This is a genomic window from Alcaligenes sp. Me129 (assembly GCF_050487245.1).
Lineage (GTDB): Bacteria > Pseudomonadota > Gammaproteobacteria > Burkholderiales > Burkholderiaceae_B > Alcaligenes > Alcaligenes phenolicus.
On sequence record NZ_JBKQGX010000004.1, the window covers coordinates 254,825 to 279,141 of the forward strand.

Sequence of the window (24,317 nt, forward strand, 5' to 3'; positions counted from 1 at the left end):
TGCGATTTTTATAATTATCCAGAACATCGTATTTCAAGGCCCAAAACCTCGTCACCCTCAATGGCTACTTGCCACCGCTCGCATCCAGGAATGTTCCCGTGATAAAGGACGCCTCAGAGCTGGCTAGCCATAAAATTGCACGCGCCACTTCCTCTGCTTGGCCACCACGGCCCATCGGGATGCTGTCCTTTAATCGGTCTACACGGTCTGGCTCGCCGCCACTGGCATGCATCTCGGTATAAATATGCCCAGGCCGAACACAATTAACACGAATCCCTTCTCGGGCCACCTCTTTAGCGAAACCTGTTGTGAAAGTCTCCAGAGCTCCTTTCGAAGCGGCGTAATCCACATATTCGTTTGGACTACCAAGCTTGGCCGCTATAGAGGAAACATTGATGACAGAACCGCCTTTCCCACCATGGCGATAAGCCATGCGTTTGGCCGCCTGTTGCGCACAAAGCATGGGACCAATCGTGTTGACCGCAAAAGTGTGTTGTATACGCTCGAAGCTGAGATCTTCCAGACGAGACTGCTGAAACAACACGCCTGCGTTATTTACCAAAACATCAATCCGCCCAAACCTTTGGTCAACCTGCTCAAAGAGCTGAGTAATCTGCTCCGGGTCTGCGCAATCCGCCTTGAAAGCAACAGCTTGACGACCTGTCGCCTCTACTTCAGCGACCACTGACAAGGCATCAGATTCACTGGCGACATAGCTAAGAACAACGTTATAGCCCTGCTTCGCCGCCAGACGCGCCGTCGCAGCACCTATCCCTCGACTCCCGCCGGTAATCAATATGACTGGATAATTTGACGCTACACCCATCTGCCTATCTCCAACATTCAGTTTGAGAAAGCATCATAAGGCTAAAAACCAAGCTCAGGGCTAGCTGTCCATTTTTCCAGACTGCATAAAGGTCGAGGTAATCCCGACCTTTATGCAGCAAGATGCCAGGGCCAAAGCGGGTCTAGTCTTCATGGAAGTATTCGAGTTTGTGATTCCAAGCGCCGGATTCAGTGCAGGATTGCCTACCGGCAAATGACCTTTGAGTTTGACGACTGCAAATTGACTAAAGAAATAGCCAGCTTGGCATTAATACGAGCCGTATCCGAGCCTAGCTGCACAAGGTGGCACTTGCGCACACGGCATTGTTCGATAGTCCACTGAATTATCAAACGGGCCAATCCCCTACTACGAGCTGCGCTAGCCATATGCACAGACTCAATCTCTCCACTCCTCCGGGTGCGACAAATCTGGCATATACGTGATCTGCAAAGCATCTGCCACCGCACCATCAAGCTCAACAACCGTCAGATACTGATTGTGGTTACCTCTATCGCCGCAAAGGCTTCCAGAGAGGACTGGGCCAAAGGCAGGCCGATGTTCACCAGCTTCTCGCCCAGATTATCGTCGGCCAGCATGGCTACGATGGCTTGCTCAGCTGCTTGGTCCGATCGCACCAATGCGTGACGTGCTCTTCACTACGCTGTCCCATTCCACCAGGTCGGACCTACATTGGGCCAACGCCATGACTGAAGGGGCAGAAAACAGTTTTCGTACTAATCAAGAAAAATTCAGACAATTCATTCATATAAAAACATCGTAATTACGATATTAATTTAAGTTAGGTTGCGAATAATAAAGGAGATAGAAAAGCAGCTATTTTTTTATTTAAATTAAATTGTATTAAAACAATTCAACTGCTATTCTCTGCTTGCACATAAGTGCAAAAAATGTAGTTAGGCGCAACTTAATTAACAAGCTGAGGACTTAACCATGACTGCTAAAGATATTGCAACTGAAGAAAGCAAGGTTCGGGCTTATGCACAATGGATAGAAATTACCATATTCGTTGTTAACTCAAACTTCAAAGTAGAAGGGGCTTATCTGAAGTGGGGAAAGTTCCATGTACCAGGAGATAAAGACAAGGAAATAACTCCCAGCCAAATTAATGGCACCATTATCAAAGACGAAGACTCATACACCATTGCCTCCTGCGGACGCGAGAACGCCTCGTCAGGAACTGAAGGAGGTTTCTCCCTGTACGACGGTGATAAATTAGTTTTCGAATATTACTGGGATTGCCCCTGGAGTGGTTCCAACAGTGATGAACTCACCGTAAAGGATAAAGAAAACTACACAGTGAGTAAAAAAGGTGGCGGTAGCCCAAGTGGCGCAACAGGCAATATCTTCATTACTGTCGTAAAAAAATCCTAAGGAAGAAAATCATGGGCATAGAAGCTAAATCCATCAACCCATTACTGGGAATCACAGTTGGATCTACTGTTCTTGGGAATGATTTCAAACCTTCAGTTCTGATAAATCCAATTACCAGAATGATTACCCAAAAAGAAATTGAAATGGGTATGAGTGGTAAAAGCCAATATGTCTATACTGACTCCTTGAACGAGGGAACCATTGGCTTTTCAGGAGCCTATGGCCCCTCGGGGATCGCCAAGTTTACGTCAGCAGTGGCTGTATCCGTCAGCAATGCGACTGCTTCGGAGTACAAGTCTATTAAAGTTTCCTACAACATTTCCATGATCTCGGGAATAGAATACATAGACTTTGACAACTTGACGGTAGAAGACGTATTAAATTCCTTAAGCGCAGGACCTAAAAATCTTTCATTAAAGGTTTTAGAGAAATTTATTGCTGCCCGTGACTGCACTGGATCGTCTACAGAAAAAGACGAGCTCATGAAAGAATGGGTCAAATCTCTGCAGAACTTCATTTCATCCTACGGGGATGGCCTGGTCGTTGGAGCCATCTGGGGTGGGATGGGCTCTGTTTCTACGGAGATGACGAGCAAAAAATCAGAAGACAGCTGGAAGTATGGAGAAACGGCTGAATTCAGCTATTCAGGGATAGGAAGTTCCGTATCCATAGCGCAAACCTATAATGGCTCTCAAAAAGATCAAAGCTCTGAAGTTGAGGTATCGTGCAAGGCTCTCGCCAGTGGAGGTTGCGTTGAAAGCCAGGTAAATTCCTGGTTTGATGTTGTTGCCAACAAATCCTTTGCCGAGATCTCAGGAATTAGCCTGCTGGATAAAGCGCCAATGCAAAGTTCGGTAAGCCCTCCTCCAAAAATCCCTGATTTTCTCAAACCAGAAAAAAATGAAGAGGTAACGGAAAAGCTGGATACCATTAAAAAGCTGGGCGATTCTGAAGAGTTCTCGCTCGCGTCCGGATATGAAGAAGCCAAAAAAACGAACCCGAATTTAACGTTTGAAGAATTCAAATCAACTGTTCGGGACAAGAACAATATTGATGGCTTAAACGACCTGGCCTCCAAAGTACAGGAAAACTCATTGGACGTGTTAGCAGAAGGAAGCGTCTCCAGAAGGAAGAAGAACATCTCGCTTCAAGGGGTCAGAGCAAGCAGTTTGGATTCAAGCTCAGACTACGCCGTTCTAGGCGCCTGGATAGCAAACTGGTCAGATATTTTCCCATGGATGTCGATGGGATACATGAACGAAATCAACGATGCTGAAGTGGCCGAGTACATCCTGAAAATTCGTTGCATGATGCAAGATTTGTCCACCTTGAACACTATTTACAATACCTTTAACGCTTGCAATATCAAGCTGGATTTCTGCCATCTTAATTCAGCGTCTCAAGTAGCCGATTCGTTCAAAATTGCACAGGGTGTATTGAGCGACAACGTAGAGAGTGACGATGCGGTGGAAATCGCATTCAACTCCTTAAGCGATGAAGCCAAGAAGATTTATACCGCCTGGAACGAAATTGGTTTCTTGCGTAATGCGGAGCTTGGTCTGGGCCTGCTCATTGGGGACCAGTCAGTAAGCAGTGAAATTATCGACGTTAAGCCGATACCGTATCCCGAGGTGACCTACAAGGCTGCTTATTGCAGCTATGGGAGCAACAATCCGACTGCGTTTAGCTCGTTCATAAAAATGCTCCCATTCATTGATACGAATGGTGATATTTATGCCTTCGGGCCGTCCCTGATGCTATTGCGAAAAGCCTTGCCTGAAAAAATGATTTTCACTAAAGGCGGCGAAATGGCAATGAAGCTAACGGCTGATAAAGACAAAGGGATTCTGACTAACGACAGTGTCAGGTTGATACCTATTCCATACTCTGCCGCCAAGGGAGTTCAATGGCGGGGGCAAGGCCAGGGCCGGAGTCTTGCGTCAAGCCAATCTCTACAAGATCAATTTGCCGCCTTGGAAAAAGAATTGGGCAATCTCAACATTTGCACCTTAAGCAGCGATTCCTGGTCTAAGGATTGGACTTATACCGTTCCCTACACTCTGAGAAAAATAAGCACTACCTATATCGGAACCGTTGAGAAAATCAACAGTATATTTGGATAACTTGGCCTGAAACTCAGGCAATTCCCTTAACAGTCTCCCCCATGAAAGGCTCTTCAGGCATCAATCATGTCTGGGGAGCTTTTCCATTAATGCGGTGCTTATAGTTCTTGTTCTATGACCGCTCTTGGCCCAGATCCATCCTGAAGCAAGAATCCTACAGCGTCATCTTGAAACCCTTGTGGCTGGCCGTGAAACCCAGTTGCTCATAAAACCGATGTGCATCGATACGAGCCATATCCGAGGTAAGCTGCACAAGGTGACAATTGCGTGCACGGCATTGTTCGATGGCCCACTGAATCATCAAGCGCCCCAAACCCGTACCACGGGCAGCGCTGGCAATACGTACAGACTCAATCTCCCCACGCCACGCGCCCTGGTGCGACAGGCCTGGCATATACGTGATCTGCAAAGTGCCCACAACCGTGCCATCCAGCTCTACAACGGCCAGATACTGATTGGGGTCCGCTTCTATCGCCTCAAAAGCGTCCAGATAGGACTGAGCCAAAGGCAGGCTGGTGTTTTCCCGTTTCTGGCCCAAAATATCGTCGGCCAACATGGCTACGATGATCTCCAGATCCGCTACCACAGCACGACGAAAAACAGGTGTCGACGTCACTTCAAACTCCTCAATAAAGCGAAATGGATCTTAAATTATGCCCCCCGGAGCTGACGAAACCGTGACTAGCCCTTCATTCCGATTGCGTATTCTCGGTAATCGCGGGATCGGCCGGAGTCTTTTGCGCTTCCAGCCATGCTAGCCAGGACGCCTGCAGGCGCCAGGCACTGGCTGCACCGGGGGCATAACCCATAATTTCTTCGATCTCAGGCAAGGAAAAACCTCGTTCGATCAAACCCGCCCCAAAGGTATTGCGCAGACGCTGAGGCGTCATCAGCAGATCCATCTGCTTGATGCCCCATTTGCTGACAATGCGAGCCAGCGTGGCCGGATTCATTTGTGCCTGGGGTCGGGCAGCGCTGACTTGACGAGAGCCGGGGAAAACGCGGCTGTCCTTGGCCCAAGCTGAAGCGTCCTCTGCACCACTGAAAATCAGCCAGCTACGCAATATGGCTTCGCACCAGATGGGGGCTACGACCTCGCGCTTGGCCGCTCCAGTCAATTTCAGCAGGATAGTTCCCTCGCGCCATTGCGTGGTGTGCTCCTCATCTGCTTCGTCCGACTCCACCGGGTCGGCCCTGCGTTGGGCCACTCCGATAGCTGAAGGGTGCAACTGCCCCAACTCCACCGGCCGCAAGCCTGTGCCCAGCATCACAGCCACAATCGTCATATCTCGATATTCACGCCAACGGGCGGCAATGGTCATATCACTGGCCAACTCCAGGACACGCCATCGATTTTGCAATGCCTTGATGGTGGCAGAGCATTGATCTACAGAAAGAAATTGGGTGGCCTGGTTGTCAGGGGCCTGGCGCCAGCTTTCCTTGAAGGGGTCGTTGATGGCGGGGGCCAGTGCAGGATTTTCGGAGCGTCCATCCTGGCGGCATAGTTCTTCATAAGCACGGGCGATTACTTGTTGATAGCGTTCACGCTGCGGGCGGCGCACTTCGTCCAGATTGCTCAAAAAGTTCCGTATATCCACAGGCTTGATCTGGGTGTACTGCTTTTTATGATCCTGAAGTGCCTGCAAGAAGCGCCGCCACAAGGTGCGATACACCCGCTGCGTGCTGGGTGCCATGGGTGGGCGTTGATGCTGCAACCAGGTATCAAACAAGGCCTCCGCCGAAATGTCGGCGGCCTGCGAGCCTAAAATAGGCAGATCAAACTGCCCTTCTTCTCTTGTAGACCGTTTTTTCATTTCGCATCCGTCTTTTCCGTTAATTGCATTTTATTGAGGAATCAGTCTGTATGGCAAGGGCTGACGCAGCGCTAAGGGGAAGCGAATAAAGGAGAAACAGGAAGGTTCTTGGAAAGCATGTTCGTCTCATGCTAATGCGTACAATGCTACAGCCTGACAACCTTTGCGAGCTACGCCACGATGAAGTACCTGGTCACCACCCCACATCGCTCTGAGTATCCAAATCCCTTAGTCCTGAAAAAAGGCGACTTTCTTATAGTTGGGGAACGGTATCAAGGCCCGGAAGACTGGGATAACTGGATTTACTGCTCTACTCAGGAACACCCTGGAGGATGGGTGCCCGAACAAATTATCGAGCGCCTGCCCGATGCTGGGACCGGTCGCGCCCTGCAAGACTACAGCGCGCTGGAAATGAATGTGGATGAAGGCGATCGGGTTCAAGGAGAGAAAATCCTGAATGGCTGGTGCTGGTGCCAGCGCCCCCAGGATGGCGCCCTGGGCTGGGTGCCTGTCAGCCACCTCTCTCCCCTGCTTGCTGAAACCTGATTGCTGGCAGCGAGACTGGCAGCAACAGCAGCACCAGGGCAACGCTTGGCATCAATACAAGTGACAACGGCCGCATCGTTACGGCTACTTGCCAAGCACAGTTCGCTGCTTGCGTCCCAAGCTCTCAATCATGCAAAGCTGCACTATTGAACCGGGCTATCTGTACAGATTCTGATGAACCCAGCCCTTATTGGTCAGAATCATTCGTGCCTGCCCCTCGACTTCCTGGGCCATCAACGCGCGCAGATCCTCGTAGGTATCCTGAACCGCGCTATCTTTGATCCAGCCCGCCGCATCGGCCAGATGATAGACATAACTCACCTGACTGACGGTAAACCCGCCTGCGCTGGCCGGTTCGGTAAAGTAATTGATACGGTCCAGAACCAGGCGGCCTGTACAAAATGCATCATGCTCGCCCTGCGACTGTTCGGAGCTGGAACGACGCAAATAGGTGTCTGCATTGGCATCCAGCTCGTAGCGCGGTGCCTCTTCCTTTCCTACCTGACGCAACAAACCTACCTTGGCCAAGGCAGCCAGACGAGCTCGATCTTCCACAATCAAGGGGGAGTCGTGCTCGGCCTGATAGGGATACACACGTCCAGGCACTCCTACACACAAGCCGTCTCGCGTATCCAGATAGCTCTGGATTGCCGTGCTGAAATTTTCCTCATTGGCCTTTTTCGAGTCCTGGCATCCTGCCAACAAACCGGCTACCACGACGACCAACGCTGTTTTCCACATAGAGACTTCCTTGCTTGCGAGCTGAAAAAAAGAGTTTAGCCCGCCCCCACCCCACCCTGAAAGCCTTGTCACACGCTGCAAGAAAATAGTCATATTGCAAGAGCGCACGACCAATACCCCTCAATATTGCATTACTGCATTGCAAAATCTGGTCTTTTACGATGCTTACAAACAGGTTAAAGTTTCTTGGCTTCGTAAATGAAAGGCATTATCAATGAGCATCACCCCTGTTCCAGTGAATCGCCAACGCTACACCCGAGTCGCACGCATCTTGCATTGGCTGATGGCACTGGCCCTGACCGCCCTGGTGACCGTGGGCTACACCATGAAAACCTTGCCCCTGTCCCCTTTGAAACTACAAGTCTATTCCTGGCACAAATGGGCCGGTATTTCCTTGCTGGTACTGGTGATCCTGCGCCTGCTCTGGCGTTTGTTCAACCGCCCCCCTGCTCTGCCCCCTGGCATGTGTGTTTTCAGCCGGGCTCTGGCCCACTGTGGTCATGCCGCGTTGTACCTGTTGATGATTGGTATTCCCCTGACAGGCTGGCTGATGAGTTCTGCCAAAGGCTTTCAGACAGTGTGGTTTGGCGTGATCCCCCTGCCCGATCTGGTTTCCAAAGATAAACCTTTGGGCGAGCTGCTGGTCCAAGTCCACATCTTTTTGAATTACGCCCTGATTGCCATGGTCAGCCTGCATGTTCTGGCGGCCTTGAAGCATCAGTTCATAGACCGTGACGGCTTGCTTGGCCGCATCACCTTTACTTTAGGCAAAGCCAAATCATGAAAAAATCTGTCTTCGTGTCCCTGCTGATCGGCTCTCTGGGCCTGGGCACCAGTCTGGCCGTCAACGCCAAGAACTACCAGGCTCTGGACACCCAAAATAGCGAAATCGGCTTTCAGTATTCCCAGATGGGTGTGAAGCTGGATGGTCAGTTCCGTAAATTTGAAGGCGAACTGAACTTCAACCCCGACGCCCTGGATCAGTCCAAGGTGGTCTTGAAGGTCGCCCTGGATAGCGTTGATACCGGCTCAGAAGAAGCCGATGATGAATTGCAGGATGTGCGCTGGTTCGATATTGACGCGCATCCCCAGGCCGTTTTCAGCTCCAAGAGTTTCCGCGCTGTCAGCGACCAGCAATATGAAGTGCAAGGCACGCTGCAGATCAAAGGCCGTGAGCAACCCGTCACTGTCATGGCGACCATGGCTCCCGAAGGCGACAAAGCCACTTTTAGCGGTGCCTTTGAAATCAAGCGTGGCGATTTTTCTATCGGTGAAGGCTCCTGGTCCAGCTACGACATCGTGGCCAACGAGATCACCGTCAACTTCAAGATTGATGCCAAGTAAGCAGACGCATCAGCGCCCCTCTCTCTCCCTGCATAACAAGGATTACACCCTCATGATCAAGCCAGTGATTGCCCTGTCCGCCAGTTTTCTATTTGCTTTTGCCGCTCAGGCAGCGCCGGTGACCTATCAGGTTGAACCCAGCCACACCTTCGTGCACTTCAGCTACAAGCACCTGGGCCTGAGCACGCAAAGCCAGCGCTTTGACAAGGCACAAGGCACCGTTACCCTGGACCAGGAAGCCAAGACCGGCAGCATCGACATGAAAGTCGACACCCGTTCGGTCAGCACCGGCTTTCCCCTGTTCAACGAACACATCCAGGGCAAGGATCACTTCGACACCGAGCAGTTCCCCGAAGCAACTTTTGTGTCCAAGGACATTCAGTTCGACGGTGACAAGCCTGTGTCCGCCAAGGGCGACCTGACCATCAAGGGCATTACCAAGCCCGTGACCATGACCATTGAGTCCTTCCTGACCATGCCCAAGCACCCCATGATGAACAAACCCGCCCTGGGCGCGGACGGCAAGATCGAGATCAAGCGTAGCGAGTTTGGCATGGCCGCCAACGTGCCTTACGTCGGTGATGAAGTCACTATCCGTATTGCGCTGGAAGCCATTGCCCAGTAATAGCGAAGCACTCGCTACTCAGGAAGTCTGTTTAAAGGATTTCCTGAACCACTTCCAGGGGACGCGCCAGACGCGTCCCTTTTTCTGTCACCACGATAGGACGGTTCAACAAAACAGGATTAGCTTCAATCGCTGCCAGCAAGTCCTCGTCGCTCAGATCGGGATTACCCAGGTTCAGCTCGCTGTAAACAGCCTCTTTGCTGCGCATGGCCTCGCGTACCGTCAAGCCCGTTGCCGCAATCAGAGTTTTGAGTTCGCTGCGCGACAAGGGTGTTTTCAGGTACTCGATGATCTCGGGTTCCAGACCTTTTTCACGCATCATGGCCAGGGCATTACGCGAAGTGCTGCAGCGCGGATTATGATAGATTTTGCTCATGACAGTCTTTGACTTCCTATAAACCGTATTCAGGCGAACAATAGTAGCCCAGCGCCGCCGGATACGTCATCTGGGTAGCTTGCTGCAGACAGGCCAGCGTCTTCACTTAGCCAGGAGAACACATGATCGACCTGTATTACTGGACCACTCCCAACGGACATAAAGTCACGATGTTTCTGGAAGAGTCCGGTCTGCCTTACACCATCCACCCCATCAATATTGGCCAAGGCGATCAATTCAAACCTGAATTCCTGCGTATCGCCCCCAATAATCGCATTCCCGCCATTGTGGACCAGGCTCCGCAAGACGGTGGCGAACCTATCTCCCTGTTCGAGTCCGGCGCCATTCTGCAATATCTGGCAGAAAAAACCGGCCAGTTCCTGTCGACCGATTTGCGAGTGCGTACCGAAACCTTGCAGTGGCTGTACTGGCAGATGGGTGGCCTGGGCCCCATGGCAGGCCAGAACCACCATTTCAATGTCTATGCACCCGTCAAAATCGAGTACGCGATCGACCGCTATGTGCGTGAGACTGGCCGTCTCTACGGCGTGCTGAACAAACATCTGGAGCAGCGCGACTTTATTGCTGGGGACTACTCCATTGCCGATATGGCCAGCTACCCCTGGATTGTCTCCCACCAGCGCCAAAGCCAGAACCTGGACGACTTCCCGCATCTGAAGCGTTGGTTTGAGCGTATTAGTGCGCGTCCCGCAACTGAGCGTGCCTATGCCTTGGTCGAACAGATCAACCCCGGCTCGCCCGTCCATGACGACAAGGCCCGTCAAATCCTCTTTGGCCAAGATTCCAAAACCATCCGATAGGACTACGATCCCATGACCTTACAGCGCCCCTATCAGCTGCTGCTTATTGGCCTGACAGCCATGGCTCTGTCTGCGTGTTCCAGCACGCCCAGCAATATCTCCCTGATTCCTACGCAAACCCAGGATCAGACTGAAAAAGATGGCGTTTTTACCCAGCCCTTGGACTACAAGCACGTCAAGCCAGGCTGTACCGGTGAATGCCCGCGCCTGGAAGTGAAATCTCTGATTTTCCCCGGCAATGCCGAGCTGACCAAGCTGGTCGATGAAAGCCTGGCTCATATGACGGTTATCTCTGACCGCCATCCTGGCTATCGCGGTTTGAAGGAATTCGAGAACTACTACTGGGCTACCGCCAATAATCGTGACGAAGTGCATTTATCCGCCCGTACGCGCTACCGGAACCGGGATCTGACGGTCGTAGAGCTAAGCTCGAGCATCTACATGACAGGTGCAGCTCACGGCATTACAGCAACCCAGTTCATCAACTGGGACAATCGCCTGAAGACCGCTTTACCTCTGGACCGCATTATTGCCCCCGGCAAGATCAAGCCTTTCCAGGAACTGGTACGCCAGGCGCACAACAACTGGGTTTCCAGCCTGAGTGAGGCACGTGAAGACCGAGCCGGTTGGGACAGAATGTGGCCCTTCCAGCCCGCCCAGAACATTGCTCTGACCGATCAGGGCTTGCTGGTGAAGTACAACCCGTACGAGGTCGCCCCGTATTCCTTCGGTCAGCCAGAGCTATTGCTGCCCTATTCGGAACTGCGTGGCATTCTGCGTCCTGACTACCTGCCCGCCAATTAGGCGTTTGGGTCACCGTAAATAGACAGGCAGCCTATATCAGGCTGCCTGTTAATAAAAACAGTAATTTTTTTGTACGCTAATCAAAGCCCGGCACCTTTAGCCATACATACTGGAGCCGCGCCCGCCCTTAGCGTCCGATCATCCCCTCTTCCAAGCTCCCCTACCACCATGTCTGATAACTTGTTCCGCTTTCACGACCTGTTTGCTCAACTGGGTCTGCCCAACACCCCCGAGGCGATTGCCAGCTTTCTGGAAAAACACCGCCCTTTGCCTAATGACGTACTGCTGGCTGACGCTCCCTTCTGGAACGAGTCTCAAGCCGAGTTCATTCGGGAAAAACGACTCCAGGATTCCCCGGAATGGATCCAGATCATTGACCAGTTAAGCGAGGCCCTGCGTCAAACGACTGGCGTGGTGAATCTGTCCGGCCCTTGCCGCGTTCTGGCTTTATCAGGCAGCCTGCGCCAAAGCTCCTTCAACACCGCTTTGGCACACGCCGCTCAAGCCCTGGCTCCCCAAGGCATGGCGATTGAAGTCGCCACCCTACACGGCATCCCCCTGTATGACGGCGATCTCGAAAACAAGGACGGCATTCCAGAAGCCGTACTGGCCTTGAAAGAAAAGATCCTGAACGCCGATGCTCTCTTGCTGGTTACCCCGGAATACAACAATGGCGTACCCGGTGTGTTCAAGAACGGGATCGACTGGCTCTCTCGCACAGACATGAAAGCCATCTTCTCGGGCCGTATCACCGGGCTGATTGGCGCTTCCATGGGGGGCTTTGGCACGATCTCCTCCCAGGCAGCCTGGTTACCTACGCTGAAAATGCTGGGTGTGTCCCTGTACAGCGGCGGCTCGTTGCTGGTGTCTCGTGCGCAGAATTCCTTTGATGCGGAAGGCAAACTGCAAGATGAGAATATCCAGAGAATGCTCAGCAACTACCTGCAAGGTTTCCAGACCTTTGTGCATGCCTCCCATATGGCCAAGGCGCAAGAAAAGGGCAATTAAGCGGCAATAGATAAAAAGGGTTTTGGTTTCCTGCCTGTAGAAATACTGAGTCACCACAGCTGCGAAAGCAGTGCAGGACGTCAGTATCACTACAACCATTCCCGATTATTGCCGTAACAAAAAAGGAGCCCTCAAGGCTCCTTTTTACATCCTGCCCCCAGACTTAAGGCTGTACAGGCTTGTCGAAACGATCCAGGTCAAAATAGCGACTGGTACTGCTGGACGAAGCAGGTTTCGAACTGGAGCTGTCTTCTGCAGGAGCTGGCTCGGGCTCTACCGTCACCGTTTGCACCCGATTCAGATCAGGCTGCTCTACCCGCTCTGGCACACCATAAGTCTGTACCGCTCCACCGGAGTGAGTCCCCGCTGCGGCTGGTGCAGCGGCCGCTTTACGAGCGACAGCTTGATCCAGATAACTGGCCAATTGTTCATGATTGGCTGAACGCGCCCAGTCTGCCGGACTCAAACCTTGGGCATTTTGCATACTCGGATCCGCTCCGGCAGCCAATAGCACATCCACCACCGCCCGTTTGCCCGACAAAGCCGCCATCATCAAGGGGCTGGTTCCGTCTGGTGCAGGTGCATTCACAATCGCTTTCTGAGACAGCAGATAGCGCACCGTCTCTTCATGTCCTTTGGAAGCGGCATAGTGCAAAGGTGACCAGCCCACCCGATTCACCTGCCCCCCTCGTGCTTGCAGATCACGCAAACGAGCGGTCTCCCCCATCAGGGCCAGATACATCATGGGAGTTTCGCGGGCCTCGTTCTCGATGTTCACATTGGTTTGTCGGTTAGCCAGCAAAGTGTCCACCACTTTCCAGGACTTGTTGCGGATCGCCAGCATCAAGGAAGGATTGCCCTTGGAATCGACTGCGTTGGGGTTCGCCCCCTTGATGAACTCCTGCTCGATGATGTTGGGTCGGTCATTTTCCAGGGCCAAATACCAATTTCGGCTCTCAAGCTCCGGTTCCTGCGCCGACACAGGGGCTGACAGCAGAAAAGCCAAAGGAAGCACCACGGAAAGGATGGTTTTATTGGGTATTTTTCTTTTAAAAATCATGCTATTAAATCCTTTTCATAAAGTGCTTTATCAGGTTATGAAAGTACAGATAGATGCCGCTTCAGGCGTTGCTTCTCTCTATCCAGGCGAGAAGCATTTAACTACAAACAGGTTTAAGAATGATCAATAACACATTGATTATTAATAAAAACTGAACATTCCAATTGAATTTAAACCAAGCCTAAAAGGCAGAAAAATCCAGTAGATTTCTATTTTTACTCTTAAAGTCAACTAGTTAAATCATCTTCTTAAAGTTTTAAATCAACTTTAAACCGCCCTTGTGCAAGATCCTGAATCTTGGCTCAAACAGTCACAAAAGCCTTACCAGAACCTCTAAACGAGATTAACTTAAAGCTGTACCTTACTGAATAATTTGAAGAAATTCTCTGCGCTAGCCTCTTCAACTTCCTTTACCGATATCCCACGAAGCTCCGCAATCTTCTCAGCCACATGAATGACCAGGGAAGGATTATTGGTTTTGCCTCGATATGGCACAGGAGCCAAAAACGGCGAGTCCGTTTCGATCAGCAGACGATCCAGCGGCACGCGTTGCGCCACATCCTGCAGCTGGGTAGCGTTCTTGAAGGTCACAATCCCGGAGAAGGAAATGTAGAAATTCAGATCCAAGGCCGCTTGTGCCACTTCCCAGGTTTCAGTGAAACAGTGCATCACGCCCCCGGCAATCTGCGCCTGCTCTTCACGCATGATGGCAATGGTGTCCTCACTGGCCGAGCGAGTATGGATGATCAAAGGCAGGCCCGACTCGCGACTGGCACGGATGTGGGTGCGGAAACGCTCACGCTGCCAATCCAGGGGCTCTTGCAAGCGGTAATAGTCCAGACCCGTTTCGCCAATAGCCACCACTTTGGGATCTTGAGCATGTTTGATCAGCTCCTGGACGGTAGGCTCGGTGACTTTCTCATAATCCGGATGCACGCCAACCGAGGCAAACAAATGGCCGTGGGGACGCACCAGCTCCATCAAACCGGGCCAGTCGTCCATATCCACGCTGACCACCAGCGCACAGCCCACCTGGTTCTGGCGCATCTTGTCCAGGATGTCGTCCAGATTTTCAGCAAGGTCAGGGAAATTAAGATGGCAATGCGAATCAACAAACATGATTAGACGGTACTTTTTTAAACACGACGACATGCCTGGTGCAAACGGTCCAGGGCATGATGAATAAACAATTTAGCATTGAGCGGATGATTCCCCAGCCGCTTTTGCTGCACCAGCCACTTCAGAGCTTCCGTCACCGCTGTGGTGTTGGATTGGGCTGCCAAGGCATCAATGCGCTTTTGCAGGGAAGGATAGTAACGCGCCGGTTGGGCAAAACCACCCAGCTGAATATCGACAAACAAGCGTTGCCAATGGTCAATCCACTCTTGAGCAGGCAGTTTTTCCAGCGTATCGGCCAAGGACAAATCCGCCTCACGGCCTGCTTTCAATACCCCATCCATCCAGACGCTTAACCAATCGGGGCACGGCGCATTCATATCCTGGCTGGCGCTTAACGCTTTTAGTGGGGCACCACCCCAGGCAGCCAACCAGTCCGAGGCTTGATCCACCCCTTGTTGCTCCAGCCATTGCACCGATTGCTGAGCATCAGGTGCGGGCAAAGGCAAACGGCGGCAACGCGATACCAGTGTAGGCAACAGCCGATCTGGCGCATCGGCTACCAGCAGAAAAACCGTGCGGTCCGCAGGTTCTTCCAGCACCTTCAGCAAGGCATTGGCCGATACCAGATTCAGAGCCTGAGCCGGATAGAGCACCGCCACTCGCCACCCGCCTCTATGAGTGGCCGTATTGAACCAGTGCTGCAACTGGCGTAATTGCTCCACCCGGATTTCCCGGGAAGGATTTTTGCGGGCAGCCGACTCTTTGGCCAAGTCCCCTTCCTGGGTGTCTGGCCCCTGCTCTTCCAGCGCAACCGCATCCGGGCGCAGCAGGCGCAAGTCCGGGTGATTTCCCCCCCGCACCCACTGACAGGCCTGACAGTGGCCACAAGCCAGACCCTGCACCGGCTGGTCGCACAGTAAACTGGCGGCGGCCGCACGGGCGAATTGCGTCTTGCCGATGCCCGGCAGACCGTGGATCAGCCAGGCATGGGCAAAACGCTCCTGATTGCCCAGCCAATTTTGGGCGGTCGCGATTTGCCAAGGTAGAAAAGTCAAACTATCAGACACCGTATTGCCTCAAGGTTGCACATCAAAAGGCCTGATTCACGCAGGAAAGACCAGGCAATCGCCCCCGCTTGAACAGCTCAGCGCACATTGTAATATGAACCGGTAAAATGCCTGCTCCACTACCAAGGATGATGAAGTGAGCTTATTGATCGGGCTGGCCGCCAAAGCGCGTTCAGGCAAAGATACCGTCGCCAATCTACTACTGGCACAAAACCCTCTATTGGCCGCCTATGCCTTGGCCGACCCCGTGAAAATGGGCTGTGAAGTGCTGTTTGGCCTAGGTCCGGCCCAGGCCTGGACAGACGACAGTCTGAAAGAAGTGCCTATTGCCCTGTGGCAGCGCTCCCCCAGACAGTGTTTCCAGCTACTGGGAACAGACTGGATGCGCCAGCGCGATCCCGATCATTGGCTACGCCGCGCCCAACATGTGCTGGAGTTTGGACCGGGCTCCCCCCTTGCCAGGAGCATTCAGGACTACTCGGTCTGGGCGCTGGCTCTGGCCGCGATTTACGGCATGGTGCCTGAGCACCTGGATGATGAGCGGGCGGATCATGTGGATGCCTTTTGGGGTTTGAGTCCGCGTCAGGCGGCCGAACATCTACGCAATCAGGTTCTGGCCGAATACCCGGATTACGAGCAGCGTCGCCAAACCTTGCCCCTGTTCCTGCCCAGCCACCAGCTTCCTGATATGAGTCAGGCCCGTTGTCTGCTGATTAAAGACATTCGTTACGAAAACGAGGCCAATTTCATCCGTGAACATGGTGGAGAGATCTGGCATATCGAACGCCCTGGCAATCCAGTGATCAGCCAGCACTCTTCCGAATGGGGGGTAGAACGCGCCCCCCAGGACTATCTGATTCGCAATGACGCAGGCCTGGAAGAACTGGCCAGCAAGGTCCATGATTTGTGGACGGGCTTCACGCAACGGCACGGCTTGAAGCTTTGACTCCCTGGCCTTGGATAGCGCTCAGCCATACAAGTGTCACCAAACCGCCCCCAAAAACCATTCAGGCCCCGTTAGGGCCTGAATGGTTTAGCGTTTCAGAATATATTTGGCGACGGCCCGGTTATGTGCAGCCAGATTCGTCGAGAACTCGCTGGTTCCATCGCCACGCGATACAAAATAATAGAAATTATGCTTTTCGGGATGCAAAGTCGCCATCAAGGAAGCCTTGCCAGGACTGGCTATCGGCGTGGGAGGCAATCCATTGCGCGTGTACGTGTTCCAAGGGGTATCCGTCGTCAAATCGCGCTTGCGAATACGGCCGTCATAGGCTGAACCCATGCCATAAATAACCGTTGGGTCTGTCTGCAATGGCATGCCTACGCGCAAACGGTTCATGAACACCCCGGCTACACGCGCTCGATCCTGACTGTGGCCCGTCTCACGCTCCACGATGGAAGCCATGATCAAGGCTTCATACGGGGTCTTCAAGGGCAAATCTGCATCCCGATCCGCCCATAGCTGCTCCAGCAGTTCCTGCTGAGCCTGAAACCCGCGCCGCAGGATATCCACATCTGCCGTACCCGGTACAAAAACGTAGGTATCGGGATAGAACAGACCTTCAGGATGTACAGCGTCCAAGCCAAAACGCTGCAGCAAGTCTGCATCACTGATATCACTCAAGGTTTGGCGAACCTGGGGATTGCTCGCCAACGTCTCGCGAATGCGTTGATAGGTCCAGCCTTCAGGAATGGTCAGGCGGGTTTGCAGCATATTGCCGCTGGACATGCGCTCCATCACCATCCATGGCGTATCACCACGCACGGCCTCGTAAGCCCCCGCTTGCAAGGAGGTATCCAGGCCAGAGAGACGCGCCATCCAGACAAAAGCATCTTCCTGAATATCGATCCCGGCCTGCTGCATGCTGCGTGCAATCGCACGGGGGCCTGAGCCTGCAGGCACCACATAGTCGATGCGTTCAGCACTCATCGTCACGGGCTGCTTCTTGGCCCAATACCAGGCGCCACCCGCTATCACACAGGCGACGACCACCAGAAGGCCCAACAGGGCAGAGAAGATCTTGACAGTTTTTTTCATGCGAGCGCTATTGTAATCAGAATAAGGCGGCATATTCCTGAATATGTGTCACAGTCAAACACAGAAACCGGGACAGGCCCGCGCTACCGGATTGCGCTATCCAGCTCATGCCCTGATCCCAGCGGGGATATGCCCCTGAAACCGGCCTCACACACGGTATCATTGATGTTTAAATTTATTTTTTTCGCTCAGCCATGACCGGAATGCCAGCCCCCTCCTCTTTCGCCCTGCCTGATTTGTGCGTCCTCCAGTTTCAGGGAGCCGATGCCGTGTCCTTTCTCCATGCTCAAGTCAGCAATGATTTGGAGCATCTGGCAGCCGACCGCGCCTGCATCGCGGCCTATTGCACCGCCAAAGGTCGCAGTTTGGCGACCATGGTCTTGTGGCGCGAACAGGACGAGACCGTCTATGCCCTGGTGCGCCGTGACCTGAGCGAGGCCCTGATCAAGCGCCTGCGCATGTTCGTGCTGCGCAGCAAAGTGACGATCAGTCTGGCCGAGTTGCAGGTTTACGGTGTGGCAGATCAATCTGCTGCCCAAGCAGTCTGGAATTTGCAGCGCGATGGTGACGACACCTTCATCCAAGCCCCCGGCGAGCTGGACGGCTTGAATCGCTCCTGGCGGATTTCTCCCCAGCAGGACACGAACGCTCCGGCTTCTGAGGGTCGTTGGGAAACGGCAGATATTTTGGCGGGCTTGCCCTGGATCAGCGCCGACACGCAGGATCTGTTCATTCCCCAGACTCTGAACCTGGACCTGATCGACGGCATCAACTTCAAGAAGGGCTGCTATCCCGGCCAGGAAGTGGTAGCACGCAGCCACTATCGAGGCACGATCAAGCGCCGCATGATGGCCGCCCGCAGCGCCATTCTGGACACGGCACCACAGGTGCAAGAAGCCGCCGATGTGCTCCTGGTCTCGCAAGGCGCAGAGCCGGTTGCGGCTGCGCGCATTATCAACCGCGCCTGGCAAGCCGAGCAGCAGCGTCTGTATGTCTTGATGGAAGTGGTACTGGCGGACCTGGAACAAGGCCAGTTTCAACTGGAGCAAGGACAGGCGCTGGAATTGCAGCCCCTGCCCTATGCTCTGCCAGAACTTAGCTCTTCTGACGGTACAAATTAAGAATGCTGGAGAAATCCAGCCCGGCATTCTGACCCTGTGCGGCATGCAAGGCGAACAGGTTACGGGCCAGTTCGCCTAAGGGTGTCGCACTGTTTTGGCTCACGGCCGCATCGGCCGCCAAACCCAGATCTTTCAGCATCAAACCTGTTGCAAACCCACCCTGATAATCACGCGAAGCCGGTACATCCGGCATCACGCCAGGCCAGGGGTTGTACAGCTCGGTCGCCCAGTTACGGCCGGAGCTGCGCGCCATGATGGACGATAGCACTGCCGGGTCCAGACCGTGAGCAACGCCCAGAGCCAGGGCCTCGGCGGTACCCGCCATCAAAATCCCCAAGAGCATATTGTTGCAAATCTTGGCAACCTGGCCCGCACCGGCTTTACCAGCATGAAAAATGTTCTTGCCCATGGCTTCCAGGTAAGGACGCGCCTTTTCCAGCGCCGGATCCTCGCCCCCCACCATAAAGGTCAAGGTGCCGGCCATTGCGCCACCAGTACCACCGGAAACAGGCGCATCCAGCATCAACAGACCCAGCTTGGCCGCCTTGGCCGCCAGATCCTGGCTGGTTTGAGCATCAATCGTGCTGCAATCAACCAGCACTGTGCCGGGGGCCACGGCCTGCAACAAGCCGTTCTCGCCCTCGTAAACCTGACGAACGTGGCGACCAGCAGGCAGCATGGTAAAGACCATCTGCGCGTCTTTGGCGATCTGCACCGCCGACTCGCCCACTTGCGCCCCCGCTGCCTGCAGCTCCTTCATGGCATCTGCATTCAGGTCAAAGACCTTCAGGCTATGGCCGGCTTTGAGCAGATTCAGCGCCATGGGTTTGCCCATATGGCCCAGCCCGATAAATGCAATCGTGTTACTCATTTTGTCTCCTCGTCATTATGAAAACGGCGCCGTCAGGCGCCGCAGCGGTCTGCCTGGATCACAGGTCAGCCAAGGGATGAGTCGTTTCTGCAGGCCAGGCGGGAACAAAAAAACGTTCCACCCAGCGGGCATCAGCCTGTTCCAGCGAGGCCGGATTCCAGCGTGGCTGTTTGTCTTTATCAATCAGCAGTGCGCGTATGCCTTCCTGGAAGTCACCCTGTACGCCACATTGCAGCGACACAATGTATTCCAGGCGGAAGACATCAGCCAAAGACAGGTGGTGTACACGCTCCAGCAGTTCAAAGGACAAACGAGCCGAACCTGGAGCACCTTTGGCGAAGGTCTGTGCGGCACGGGACAGCCAGGGGTCGGCACTGTCCTGCCACTGCTGCAGAGCCTGTGTAATGCGTTCAAACTCACGACTGGCGCAGACATCACGCAGCATGGCGTAGTTTTGCTCCAGCGGGCCGGTATCGGGGCGAGCGCCCTCTGCCAGACTACGCAGGACCTGATGCACGCTGCTATCACGAGCGTCACGTTCATCAGACCAGTTCGTGGCTTGCAAGGCCTTGAGCAAGGCATCGAAATGCACCCGTGGCAAGTAGGCATCGGCCAAGCCCAGGAACAAGCAATCCGAGGCGTTGATTTGCGCGCCGCTCAGCGCCAGGAAATGGCCGATACCCGCAGGCAGATGTGATAGCATCCAGGTGCCACCCACATCGGGGAACAGGCCAATGGAGATCTCGGGCATGGCAAAACGCGTGGTATCGGTCACCACACGATGGCTGGCGCCGTTGAACAAGCCCACGCCCCCACCCATTACAATCCCGTCACCCCAGCACAGGATAGGTTTTGGGAAGGTGTGGATCAGATAATCCAGGCGGTATTCCACATCGAAGAATTCGCGGGCGTACTCGTTATCCCAGGCCGAACCACCCTGGTTCTTTTGCATGGAGGCATACAGCGAATGCAGATCGCCCCCGGCACACAGGGCCTTTTCTCCGGCGCCATGCAACACGATCATGGCAATACTGGAATCCTGCGCCCATTCCTGAAACTGCTTGAACAGCAGCTGGCACATCTCCAAATTCAGCCCATTCAGGGCTTGCGGGCGGTTCAGCGTAGCAACACCAATCGCCTTGCCGTTCTGGCCGGGCAGGCGATCAAACAAAACAGAATCCGTCATCGAATATCAGCTCCAAGATCTATGATTTGTCGTGCAATGATGACACGCATGATCTCGTTTGTGCCTTCCAGAATCTGGTGCACCCGAGTATCGCGCACCAGTCGCTCAACAGGATAATCCTTCAGGTAACCATAACCGCCAAAGAGCTGTTGTGCATCCACGCAGGCCTGAAAACCCAGATCCGTGGCCATACGCTTTGCCATGGCGCAGTAGGTGCTGGCCTGACTGCTACCGGCGTCCAGGTGCGAAGCGGCCAGGCGCACCATTTGGCGGGCGGCAACCACGCTGGTCAGAATGTCGGACAACTTGAATTGCAGAGCCTGGAACTGGTCCAGATGCTTGCCGAACTGGCGGCGCTCCTGCATATATTGACGGGCAGCATCATAAGCACCCTGGGCGGCTCCTACCGAGCAGCAGGCAATATTGATGCGCCCACCGTCCAGGCCCTTCATGGCCAGTTTGAAGCCCTCGCCCTCCTGGCCCAGCATGGCCGAGGCAGGAACGCGTACGCGCTCAAAGGTAATGCCCCGTGTGGACTGGCTATTCCAGCCCATCTTCAACTCTTTACGGCCGTAAGTGATACCGGCGGCATCGGCAGGTACGGCAAAAGCGGAAATCCCCTTTGCGCCATCCCCTCCGGTACGAGCCATAACCACCAACAAGTCCGTGTCTCCGGCACCGGAGATAAAGGCTTTGCTGCCGCTGATCAGGTAGTCGTCACCATCACGCTCGGCACGTGTCCGCAGCGAGGCGGCATCCGAGCCTGCGCCCGGTTCGGTCAAACAGTAAGAGCCTAGTTTCTGGCCGCTGCTCAGCAGCTCGCCCCATTGGGATTTGACTTCGTCCGTACCCCAGGTGCCGACCATCCAGGTAACCATATTGTGGATAGTCAGAAATGCGGTGGTCGAGGGATCAACTGCCGCCATTTCTTCGAACACCAGGCTGGACTCCAGACGCCCCAGGCCCAGGCCGCCGATGGATTCCGGGGCATACAAGCCGCAAAAACCCAACTCGCCGGCTTTACGGAACGCCTCGATCGGGAAAATCTGTTCCTCATCCCAACGTGCCGCATGCGGTGCCAGTTCCCCTTGTGCAAACTCGCGAGCCGCTTGCGCAAAAGCGTTCTGATCGTCTGTCAGTATCATGTCTGTCTCCTTATTTTTACCCACCATAATGCGAGCCGCCCCCTTTAGTTGTCGTGCTGATGACAATCAGCCGTTTCATAGGGGGCAGTGCCAGGCAGGAGGCGACAGTCTAGCTGAAAGTAGCGGCCTGATGATCAGGCGCAGAAGAACTAGGCGCGGGCGGGTTTGCGCCGGGGTCTGGCGGCAGCGCGGGCGGCCAGCTTGTGCGCATAACGGCGACGGCGGGAATCCATGGGGTCAAAGACCAGCTCGCGATAGACTTCTACCCGGTCCTGATCCTGCAAGAGTTGGTCCAGCTGGCAGCGCTGGCCGTAGACACCGACGTGCAGCCCGTCCAGTCCCTGTTCGTCGTCCAGCGGCGGCAAGCCGCATTCACGCAGGCCTTCGGCAATGCCAGCTTTTAACAGGGCATCACGTACACAACTGCCCGCAGGCAAACGCAGGGCGGCTTTCCAGACCTGCGCCTGGGTAGCCACAATGACGCTGACGGATAATTCAGTCACCGTAGACCTCTTGGGCACGGCGGGTGAAGGAATCGATAAAGCTGTTGGCAACGCGGTTAAAGATGGGACCGACCACCATTTCCAGCGCGCGGCTGGAGAACTCGTACTCCATGGTGAACACGATCTTGCAACCGTCTTCGCCCAAAGGAGTAAACTGCCAATCCCCCGTCAAGGCCGAGAAGGGCCCTTTGACCAGGCGCAAGACAATACGATTGGGATAATCGTGTTCGTTACGTGTGGTGAAGGTTTGACGAATACCCGCAATGCTGATGGTAACCGAGGCTTCCATCCCCTTTTCGTCACGCTGGTTGACACTGGCGCCACCACACCACGGCATGAATTCAGGGTATTTTTCCACCTCTGCAACCAGGTCAAACATCTGTTCGCAGCTATAAGGAAGGAGGACGGAGCGTTTTACTGTATGCATCAGGTCTGGTTAATAGATAGAATGTTCTGATTTTACAATCTATGGTTGGCAATTAATTCATGAGTATTGTTGATAATCGCAAGGCTACCCACGAATATTTTATCGAAGAGCGCTTTGAGGCCGGTCTGGTCTTGGAGGGTTGGGAGGTCAAGGCGATCCGAGCTGGGCATGTTCAGCTCAAAGAAAGCTATGTCATCGTACGCGAGGGCGAGCTGTTTATTTTAGGGATGCACGTCAGCGCTTTGCCGACAGCGTCCACTCATATCCGGCCCGATGCCACTCGTACACGTAAACTGCTGCTCAAAGCCGAAGAAATCAGCAAGCTGATCGGCAAGGTTGAACAACGTGGTTACGCCCTGGTTCCCCTGAACCTCCACTACAAGAAAGGTCGTATCAAGCTGGACTTCGGTCTGGGACGCGGTAAAAAACTGCACGATAAACGTGATGTTTCCCGCGACAAAGACTGGAAGCGCGAACAAGAACGCTTGATGAAACACGACACCCGCCGTAAGACGAATGAATAAAACGGGCTAAAAAGCCCGTTTTGTTCCAAATCTCAATGTAATTTAACACGAGGGGCGGCCCGTTTGCTGAGCAAGCGGCCCAAAGCCAAGGTTGCCGTTCGCGCAACCCCTAAAATCGCCATGTGGTGCATCAGGTGCAGACTCATGTACATGATGCGAGCCAGCAAACCTTCCACAAACCAGCTCTTGCCGGACAAGACCCCCATCAGGCTCCCTACCCCACGGCTGTGGCCCACGGAAACCAGCGAGCCGTAATCCTTATAGACAAAGGGTGCTTCATCCACAGGCTTGCCCTGGATGCGAGCGGCCAGACGTTTGCGCAAGTAACTGGCTTGCTGGTGCGCGACCTGGGCACGTGCAGGCAGGAACTGACCTTCCTTGTCCCAGGGCACTTGTGCGCAGTCGCCCAAGGCCCAGATATAGGGATCGGGTGTGGACAGACAGGAATCCAGCACCAGCTGATTGATGCGGTTGACGGGCAAACCCAACTGGCCCAAAAAGGCAGGGGCTTCAATCCCCGCCGCCCAAACGCACAAATCGTTGGGATATTGACCACCGTTCGCATCCTCGATGTGGTCCGCCGCCAGACGGCTGACCCGCACCGAGGTCCGTACCGCTACGCCACGCTGCTCCAGCAGACTTTGAGCGGTAGCGGACAGCTTGGGCGGCAGAGCAGACAGAATGCGATCGGCGCCTTCCAGCAAGGTAATGCGCACTTCGCGGTCCGAACTGCTGCCCGGAATGCTGTAAATGCTTAAATCAGCACGGGCTTCCAGCAACTCGGCAGCCAGTTCCACCCCCGTTGCCCCGCCCCCGACAATATTGATGTACAG

At 53.9% G+C, this 24,317-nt stretch carries 29 protein-coding genes; 12 read left to right on the top strand and 17 right to left on the bottom strand.

The window, feature by feature from the left end; genetic code table 11:
• Positions 1 to 64: 64 nt before the first annotated feature.
• The 3 genes from ACLPGZ_RS06655 to ACLPGZ_RS06665 form a co-directional block, all read right to left on the bottom strand.
• A complete protein-coding gene (locus ACLPGZ_RS06655) occupies positions 65 to 826 on the bottom strand; it encodes a glucose 1-dehydrogenase (RefSeq protein WP_035271677.1) in 762 nt (253 codons plus the stop codon).
• Positions 827 to 1,029: 203 nt separating this feature from the next.
• Complete coding sequence (locus ACLPGZ_RS06660; protein WP_429641105.1) at positions 1,030 to 1,296, bottom strand: GNAT family N-acetyltransferase; 267 nt, start codon at positions 1,294 to 1,296, stop codon at positions 1,030 to 1,032.
• Between the two features lie 15 nt (positions 1,297 to 1,311).
• On the bottom strand, positions 1,312 to 1,461 hold the full coding sequence (locus ACLPGZ_RS06665) for a hypothetical protein (RefSeq protein WP_429641096.1): 150 nt from the start codon (positions 1,459 to 1,461) through the stop codon (positions 1,312 to 1,314).
• Positions 1,462 to 1,777: 316 nt separating this feature from the next.
• Between ACLPGZ_RS06665 and ACLPGZ_RS06670 the strand changes: the two genes are divergently transcribed.
• Both ACLPGZ_RS06670 and ACLPGZ_RS06675 read left to right on the top strand, forming a co-directional pair.
• Positions 1,778 to 2,218: an aegerolysin family protein gene (locus ACLPGZ_RS06670; protein ID WP_052159390.1), complete on the top strand. Its 441-nt coding sequence runs from the start codon at positions 1,778 to 1,780 to the stop codon at positions 2,216 to 2,218.
• An 11-nt stretch (positions 2,219 to 2,229) separates the two neighbouring features.
• Positions 2,230 to 4,341, top strand: coding sequence for a hypothetical protein (locus ACLPGZ_RS06675; protein WP_137430341.1), 2,112 nt, complete (start codon positions 2,230 to 2,232; stop codon positions 4,339 to 4,341).
• Positions 4,342 to 4,495: 154 nt separating this feature from the next.
• On the opposite strand, the gene ACLPGZ_RS06680 is transcribed toward ACLPGZ_RS06675, so the two are convergent.
• Together ACLPGZ_RS06680 and ACLPGZ_RS06685 are read right to left on the bottom strand one after the other, a co-directional pair.
• On the bottom strand, positions 4,496 to 4,957 hold the full coding sequence (locus tag ACLPGZ_RS06680; protein ID WP_429641097.1) for a GNAT family N-acetyltransferase: 462 nt from the start codon (positions 4,955 to 4,957) through the stop codon (positions 4,496 to 4,498).
• 73 nt (positions 4,958 to 5,030) lie between these two features.
• Positions 5,031 to 6,155: a site-specific integrase gene (locus tag ACLPGZ_RS06685; RefSeq protein ID WP_429641098.1), complete on the bottom strand. Its 1,125-nt coding sequence runs from the start codon at positions 6,153 to 6,155 to the stop codon at positions 5,031 to 5,033.
• A gap of 180 nt (positions 6,156 to 6,335) precedes the next feature.
• On the opposite strand from ACLPGZ_RS06685, the gene ACLPGZ_RS06690 reads away from it, so the two are divergent.
• A complete protein-coding gene (locus ACLPGZ_RS06690; RefSeq protein WP_035271682.1) occupies positions 6,336 to 6,701 on the top strand; it encodes an SH3 domain-containing protein in 366 nt (121 codons plus the stop codon).
• A gap of 156 nt (positions 6,702 to 6,857) precedes the next feature.
• On the opposite strand, the gene ACLPGZ_RS06695 is transcribed toward ACLPGZ_RS06690, so the two are convergent.
• The gene (locus tag ACLPGZ_RS06695; RefSeq protein ID WP_429641099.1) at positions 6,858 to 7,442 is read right to left on the bottom strand and encodes a hypothetical protein; all 585 of its coding nucleotides are present in this window, start codon (positions 7,440 to 7,442) and stop codon (positions 6,858 to 6,860) included.
• A gap of 214 nt (positions 7,443 to 7,656) precedes the next feature.
• Between ACLPGZ_RS06695 and ACLPGZ_RS06700 the strand changes: the two genes are divergently transcribed.
• The 3 genes from ACLPGZ_RS06700 to ACLPGZ_RS06710 are packed head-to-tail and all read left to right on the top strand — an operon-like array spanning position 7,657 to position 9,411.
• Positions 7,657 to 8,226 (top strand): cytochrome b, encoded by a 570-nt coding sequence (locus ACLPGZ_RS06700; RefSeq protein WP_429641100.1) that lies wholly within the window; start codon positions 7,657 to 7,659, stop codon positions 8,224 to 8,226.
• Entirely contained in the window at positions 8,223 to 8,786 is a 564-nt protein-coding gene (locus ACLPGZ_RS06705; protein ID WP_250755709.1) for a YceI family protein, read from the top strand. Before ACLPGZ_RS06700 ends, ACLPGZ_RS06705 begins: the two co-directional genes overlap by 4 nt.
• 52 nt (positions 8,787 to 8,838) lie before the next feature.
• Positions 8,839 to 9,411 (top strand): YceI family protein, encoded by a 573-nt coding sequence (locus tag ACLPGZ_RS06710; RefSeq protein WP_009454094.1) that lies wholly within the window; start codon positions 8,839 to 8,841, stop codon positions 9,409 to 9,411.
• Positions 9,412 to 9,442: 31 nt separating this feature from the next.
• Here ACLPGZ_RS06710 and arsC read toward each other — a convergent pair whose 3' ends face one another.
• Positions 9,443 to 9,787, bottom strand: coding sequence for an arsenate reductase (glutaredoxin) (gene arsC, locus ACLPGZ_RS06715; protein ID WP_035271689.1), 345 nt, complete (start codon positions 9,785 to 9,787; stop codon positions 9,443 to 9,445).
• 122 nt (positions 9,788 to 9,909) lie between these two features.
• Between arsC and ACLPGZ_RS06720 the strand changes: the two genes are divergently transcribed.
• The 3 genes from ACLPGZ_RS06720 (at position 9,910) to ACLPGZ_RS06730 (ending at position 12,420) form a co-directional block, all read left to right on the top strand.
• Entirely contained in the window at positions 9,910 to 10,608 is a 699-nt protein-coding gene (locus ACLPGZ_RS06720; protein ID WP_035271693.1) for a glutathione binding-like protein, read from the top strand.
• Positions 10,609 to 10,620: 12 nt separating this feature from the next.
• Complete coding sequence (locus ACLPGZ_RS06725) at positions 10,621 to 11,412, top strand: RsiV family protein (protein ID WP_239054275.1); 792 nt, start codon at positions 10,621 to 10,623, stop codon at positions 11,410 to 11,412.
• A 168-nt stretch (positions 11,413 to 11,580) separates the two neighbouring features.
• Positions 11,581 to 12,420 carry a DUF2789 family protein gene (locus ACLPGZ_RS06730; protein ID WP_343212353.1) on the top strand — a complete coding sequence of 280 codons (840 nt, stop codon included), beginning with the start codon at positions 11,581 to 11,583 and terminating at the stop codon, positions 12,418 to 12,420.
• Positions 12,421 to 12,583: 163 nt separating this feature from the next.
• On the opposite strand, the gene ACLPGZ_RS06735 is transcribed toward ACLPGZ_RS06730, so the two are convergent.
• The 3 genes from ACLPGZ_RS06735 to holB form a co-directional block, all read right to left on the bottom strand.
• Complete coding sequence (locus ACLPGZ_RS06735; protein WP_239054276.1) at positions 12,584 to 13,480, bottom strand: ankyrin repeat domain-containing protein; 897 nt, start codon at positions 13,478 to 13,480, stop codon at positions 12,584 to 12,586.
• A gap of 348 nt (positions 13,481 to 13,828) precedes the next feature.
• Complete coding sequence (locus ACLPGZ_RS06740) at positions 13,829 to 14,599, bottom strand: TatD family hydrolase (RefSeq protein WP_239054277.1); 771 nt, start codon at positions 14,597 to 14,599, stop codon at positions 13,829 to 13,831.
• A gap of 17 nt (positions 14,600 to 14,616) precedes the next feature.
• Positions 14,617 to 15,666: a DNA polymerase III subunit delta' gene (gene holB / locus ACLPGZ_RS06745; protein WP_035271699.1), complete on the bottom strand. Its 1,050-nt coding sequence runs from the start codon at positions 15,664 to 15,666 to the stop codon at positions 14,617 to 14,619.
• A gap of 136 nt (positions 15,667 to 15,802) precedes the next feature.
• Between holB and ACLPGZ_RS06750 the strand changes: the two genes are divergently transcribed.
• Positions 15,803 to 16,612, top strand: coding sequence for a deoxynucleotide monophosphate kinase family protein (locus ACLPGZ_RS06750; protein WP_239054278.1), 810 nt, complete (start codon positions 15,803 to 15,805; stop codon positions 16,610 to 16,612).
• Positions 16,613 to 16,699: 87 nt separating this feature from the next.
• Here the strand turns inward: ACLPGZ_RS06750 and mltG are convergent, their stop codons facing one another.
• The gene (mltG, locus tag ACLPGZ_RS06755) at positions 16,700 to 17,707 is read right to left on the bottom strand and encodes an endolytic transglycosylase MltG (protein WP_060185099.1); all 1,008 of its coding nucleotides are present in this window, start codon (positions 17,705 to 17,707) and stop codon (positions 16,700 to 16,702) included.
• A 269-nt stretch (positions 17,708 to 17,976) separates the two neighbouring features.
• Here mltG and ygfZ point away from each other — a divergent pair, with 269 nt between their 5' ends.
• A complete protein-coding gene (ygfZ, locus tag ACLPGZ_RS06760) occupies positions 17,977 to 18,828 on the top strand; it encodes a CAF17-like 4Fe-4S cluster assembly/insertion protein YgfZ (RefSeq protein ID WP_239054279.1) in 852 nt (283 codons plus the stop codon).
• Here the strand turns inward: ygfZ and mmsB are convergent.
• The 5 genes from mmsB to ACLPGZ_RS06785 all read right to left on the bottom strand — a co-directional run bounded on the left by mmsB (position 18,803) and on the right by ACLPGZ_RS06785 (position 22,960).
• A complete protein-coding gene (gene mmsB / locus ACLPGZ_RS06765) occupies positions 18,803 to 19,699 on the bottom strand; it encodes a 3-hydroxyisobutyrate dehydrogenase (RefSeq protein WP_083053492.1) in 897 nt (298 codons plus the stop codon). The genes ygfZ and mmsB overlap by 26 nt on opposite strands.
• Positions 19,700 to 19,757: 58 nt before the next feature.
• Positions 19,758 to 20,885 (bottom strand): enoyl-CoA hydratase/isomerase family protein, encoded by a 1,128-nt coding sequence (locus tag ACLPGZ_RS06770; protein ID WP_115633726.1) that lies wholly within the window; start codon positions 20,883 to 20,885, stop codon positions 19,758 to 19,760.
• Positions 20,882 to 22,030 (bottom strand): acyl-CoA dehydrogenase family protein, encoded by a 1,149-nt coding sequence (locus ACLPGZ_RS06775; protein ID WP_021446562.1) that lies wholly within the window; start codon positions 22,028 to 22,030, stop codon positions 20,882 to 20,884. The genes ACLPGZ_RS06770 and ACLPGZ_RS06775 overlap by 4 nt, the downstream gene beginning before the upstream one ends.
• A 149-nt stretch (positions 22,031 to 22,179) precedes the next feature.
• Positions 22,180 to 22,533: an RnfH family protein gene (locus ACLPGZ_RS06780; protein WP_137430331.1), complete on the bottom strand. Its 354-nt coding sequence runs from the start codon at positions 22,531 to 22,533 to the stop codon at positions 22,180 to 22,182.
• Entirely contained in the window at positions 22,526 to 22,960 is a 435-nt protein-coding gene (locus ACLPGZ_RS06785; RefSeq protein ID WP_009454121.1) for a type II toxin-antitoxin system RatA family toxin, read from the bottom strand. Before ACLPGZ_RS06785 ends, ACLPGZ_RS06780 begins: the two co-directional genes overlap by 8 nt.
• A gap of 59 nt (positions 22,961 to 23,019) precedes the next feature.
• On the opposite strand from ACLPGZ_RS06785, the gene smpB reads away from it, so the two are divergent.
• Positions 23,020 to 23,484: an SsrA-binding protein SmpB gene (smpB, locus tag ACLPGZ_RS06790; RefSeq protein WP_003799781.1), complete on the top strand. Its 465-nt coding sequence runs from the start codon at positions 23,020 to 23,022 to the stop codon at positions 23,482 to 23,484.
• Between the two features lie 32 nt (positions 23,485 to 23,516).
• Here the strand turns inward: smpB and ACLPGZ_RS06795 are convergent.
• On the bottom strand, positions 23,517 to 24,317 hold an 801-nt coding region (locus tag ACLPGZ_RS06795), incomplete at its 5' end, for an NAD(P)/FAD-dependent oxidoreductase (protein WP_429641101.1).

Coding starts and splice junctions, on each gene's coding strand:
- ACLPGZ_RS06655 (WP_035271677.1), bottom strand. CDS start 826: ATGGGTGTAGCGTCAAATTATCCAGTCATATTGATTACCGGCGGGAGT.
- ACLPGZ_RS06660 (WP_429641105.1), bottom strand. CDS start 1,296: ATGGTGCGGTGGCAGATGCTTTGCAGATCACGTATATGCCAGATTTGT.
- ACLPGZ_RS06670 (WP_052159390.1), top strand. CDS start 1,778: ATGACTGCTAAAGATATTGCAACTGAAGAAAGCAAGGTTCGGGCTTAT.
- ACLPGZ_RS06675 (WP_137430341.1), top strand. CDS start 2,230: ATGGGCATAGAAGCTAAATCCATCAACCCATTACTGGGAATCACAGTT.
- ACLPGZ_RS06685 (WP_429641098.1), bottom strand. CDS start 6,155: ATGAAAAAACGGTCTACAAGAGAAGAAGGGCAGTTTGATCTGCCTATT.
- ACLPGZ_RS06690 (WP_035271682.1), top strand. CDS start 6,336: ATGAAGTACCTGGTCACCACCCCACATCGCTCTGAGTATCCAAATCCC.
- ACLPGZ_RS06695 (WP_429641099.1), bottom strand. CDS start 7,442: ATGTGGAAAACAGCGTTGGTCGTCGTGGTAGCCGGTTTGTTGGCAGGA.
- ACLPGZ_RS06700 (WP_429641100.1), top strand. CDS start 7,657: ATGAGCATCACCCCTGTTCCAGTGAATCGCCAACGCTACACCCGAGTC.
- ACLPGZ_RS06705 (WP_250755709.1), top strand. CDS start 8,223: ATGAAAAAATCTGTCTTCGTGTCCCTGCTGATCGGCTCTCTGGGCCTG.
- ACLPGZ_RS06710 (WP_009454094.1), top strand. CDS start 8,839: ATGATCAAGCCAGTGATTGCCCTGTCCGCCAGTTTTCTATTTGCTTTT.
- arsC (WP_035271689.1), bottom strand. CDS start 9,787: ATGAGCAAAATCTATCATAATCCGCGCTGCAGCACTTCGCGTAATGCC.
- ACLPGZ_RS06720 (WP_035271693.1), top strand. CDS start 9,910: ATGATCGACCTGTATTACTGGACCACTCCCAACGGACATAAAGTCACG.
- ACLPGZ_RS06725 (WP_239054275.1), top strand. CDS start 10,621: ATGACCTTACAGCGCCCCTATCAGCTGCTGCTTATTGGCCTGACAGCC.
- ACLPGZ_RS06730 (WP_343212353.1), top strand. CDS start 11,581: ATGTCTGATAACTTGTTCCGCTTTCACGACCTGTTTGCTCAACTGGGT.
- ACLPGZ_RS06735 (WP_239054276.1), bottom strand. CDS start 13,480: ATGATTTTTAAAAGAAAAATACCCAATAAAACCATCCTTTCCGTGGTG.
- ACLPGZ_RS06740 (WP_239054277.1), bottom strand. CDS start 14,599: ATGTTTGTTGATTCGCATTGCCATCTTAATTTCCCTGACCTTGCTGAA.
- mltG (WP_060185099.1), bottom strand. CDS start 17,707: ATGAAAAAAACTGTCAAGATCTTCTCTGCCCTGTTGGGCCTTCTGGTG.
- mmsB (WP_083053492.1), bottom strand. CDS start 19,699: ATGAGTAACACGATTGCATTTATCGGGCTGGGCCATATGGGCAAACCC.
- ACLPGZ_RS06770 (WP_115633726.1), bottom strand. CDS start 20,885: ATGACGGATTCTGTTTTGTTTGATCGCCTGCCCGGCCAGAACGGCAAG.
- ACLPGZ_RS06775 (WP_021446562.1), bottom strand. CDS start 22,030: ATGATACTGACAGACGATCAGAACGCTTTTGCGCAAGCGGCTCGCGAG.
- ACLPGZ_RS06785 (WP_009454121.1), bottom strand. CDS start 22,960: ATGCATACAGTAAAACGCTCCGTCCTCCTTCCTTATAGCTGCGAACAG.
- smpB (WP_003799781.1), top strand. CDS start 23,020: ATGAGTATTGTTGATAATCGCAAGGCTACCCACGAATATTTTATCGAA.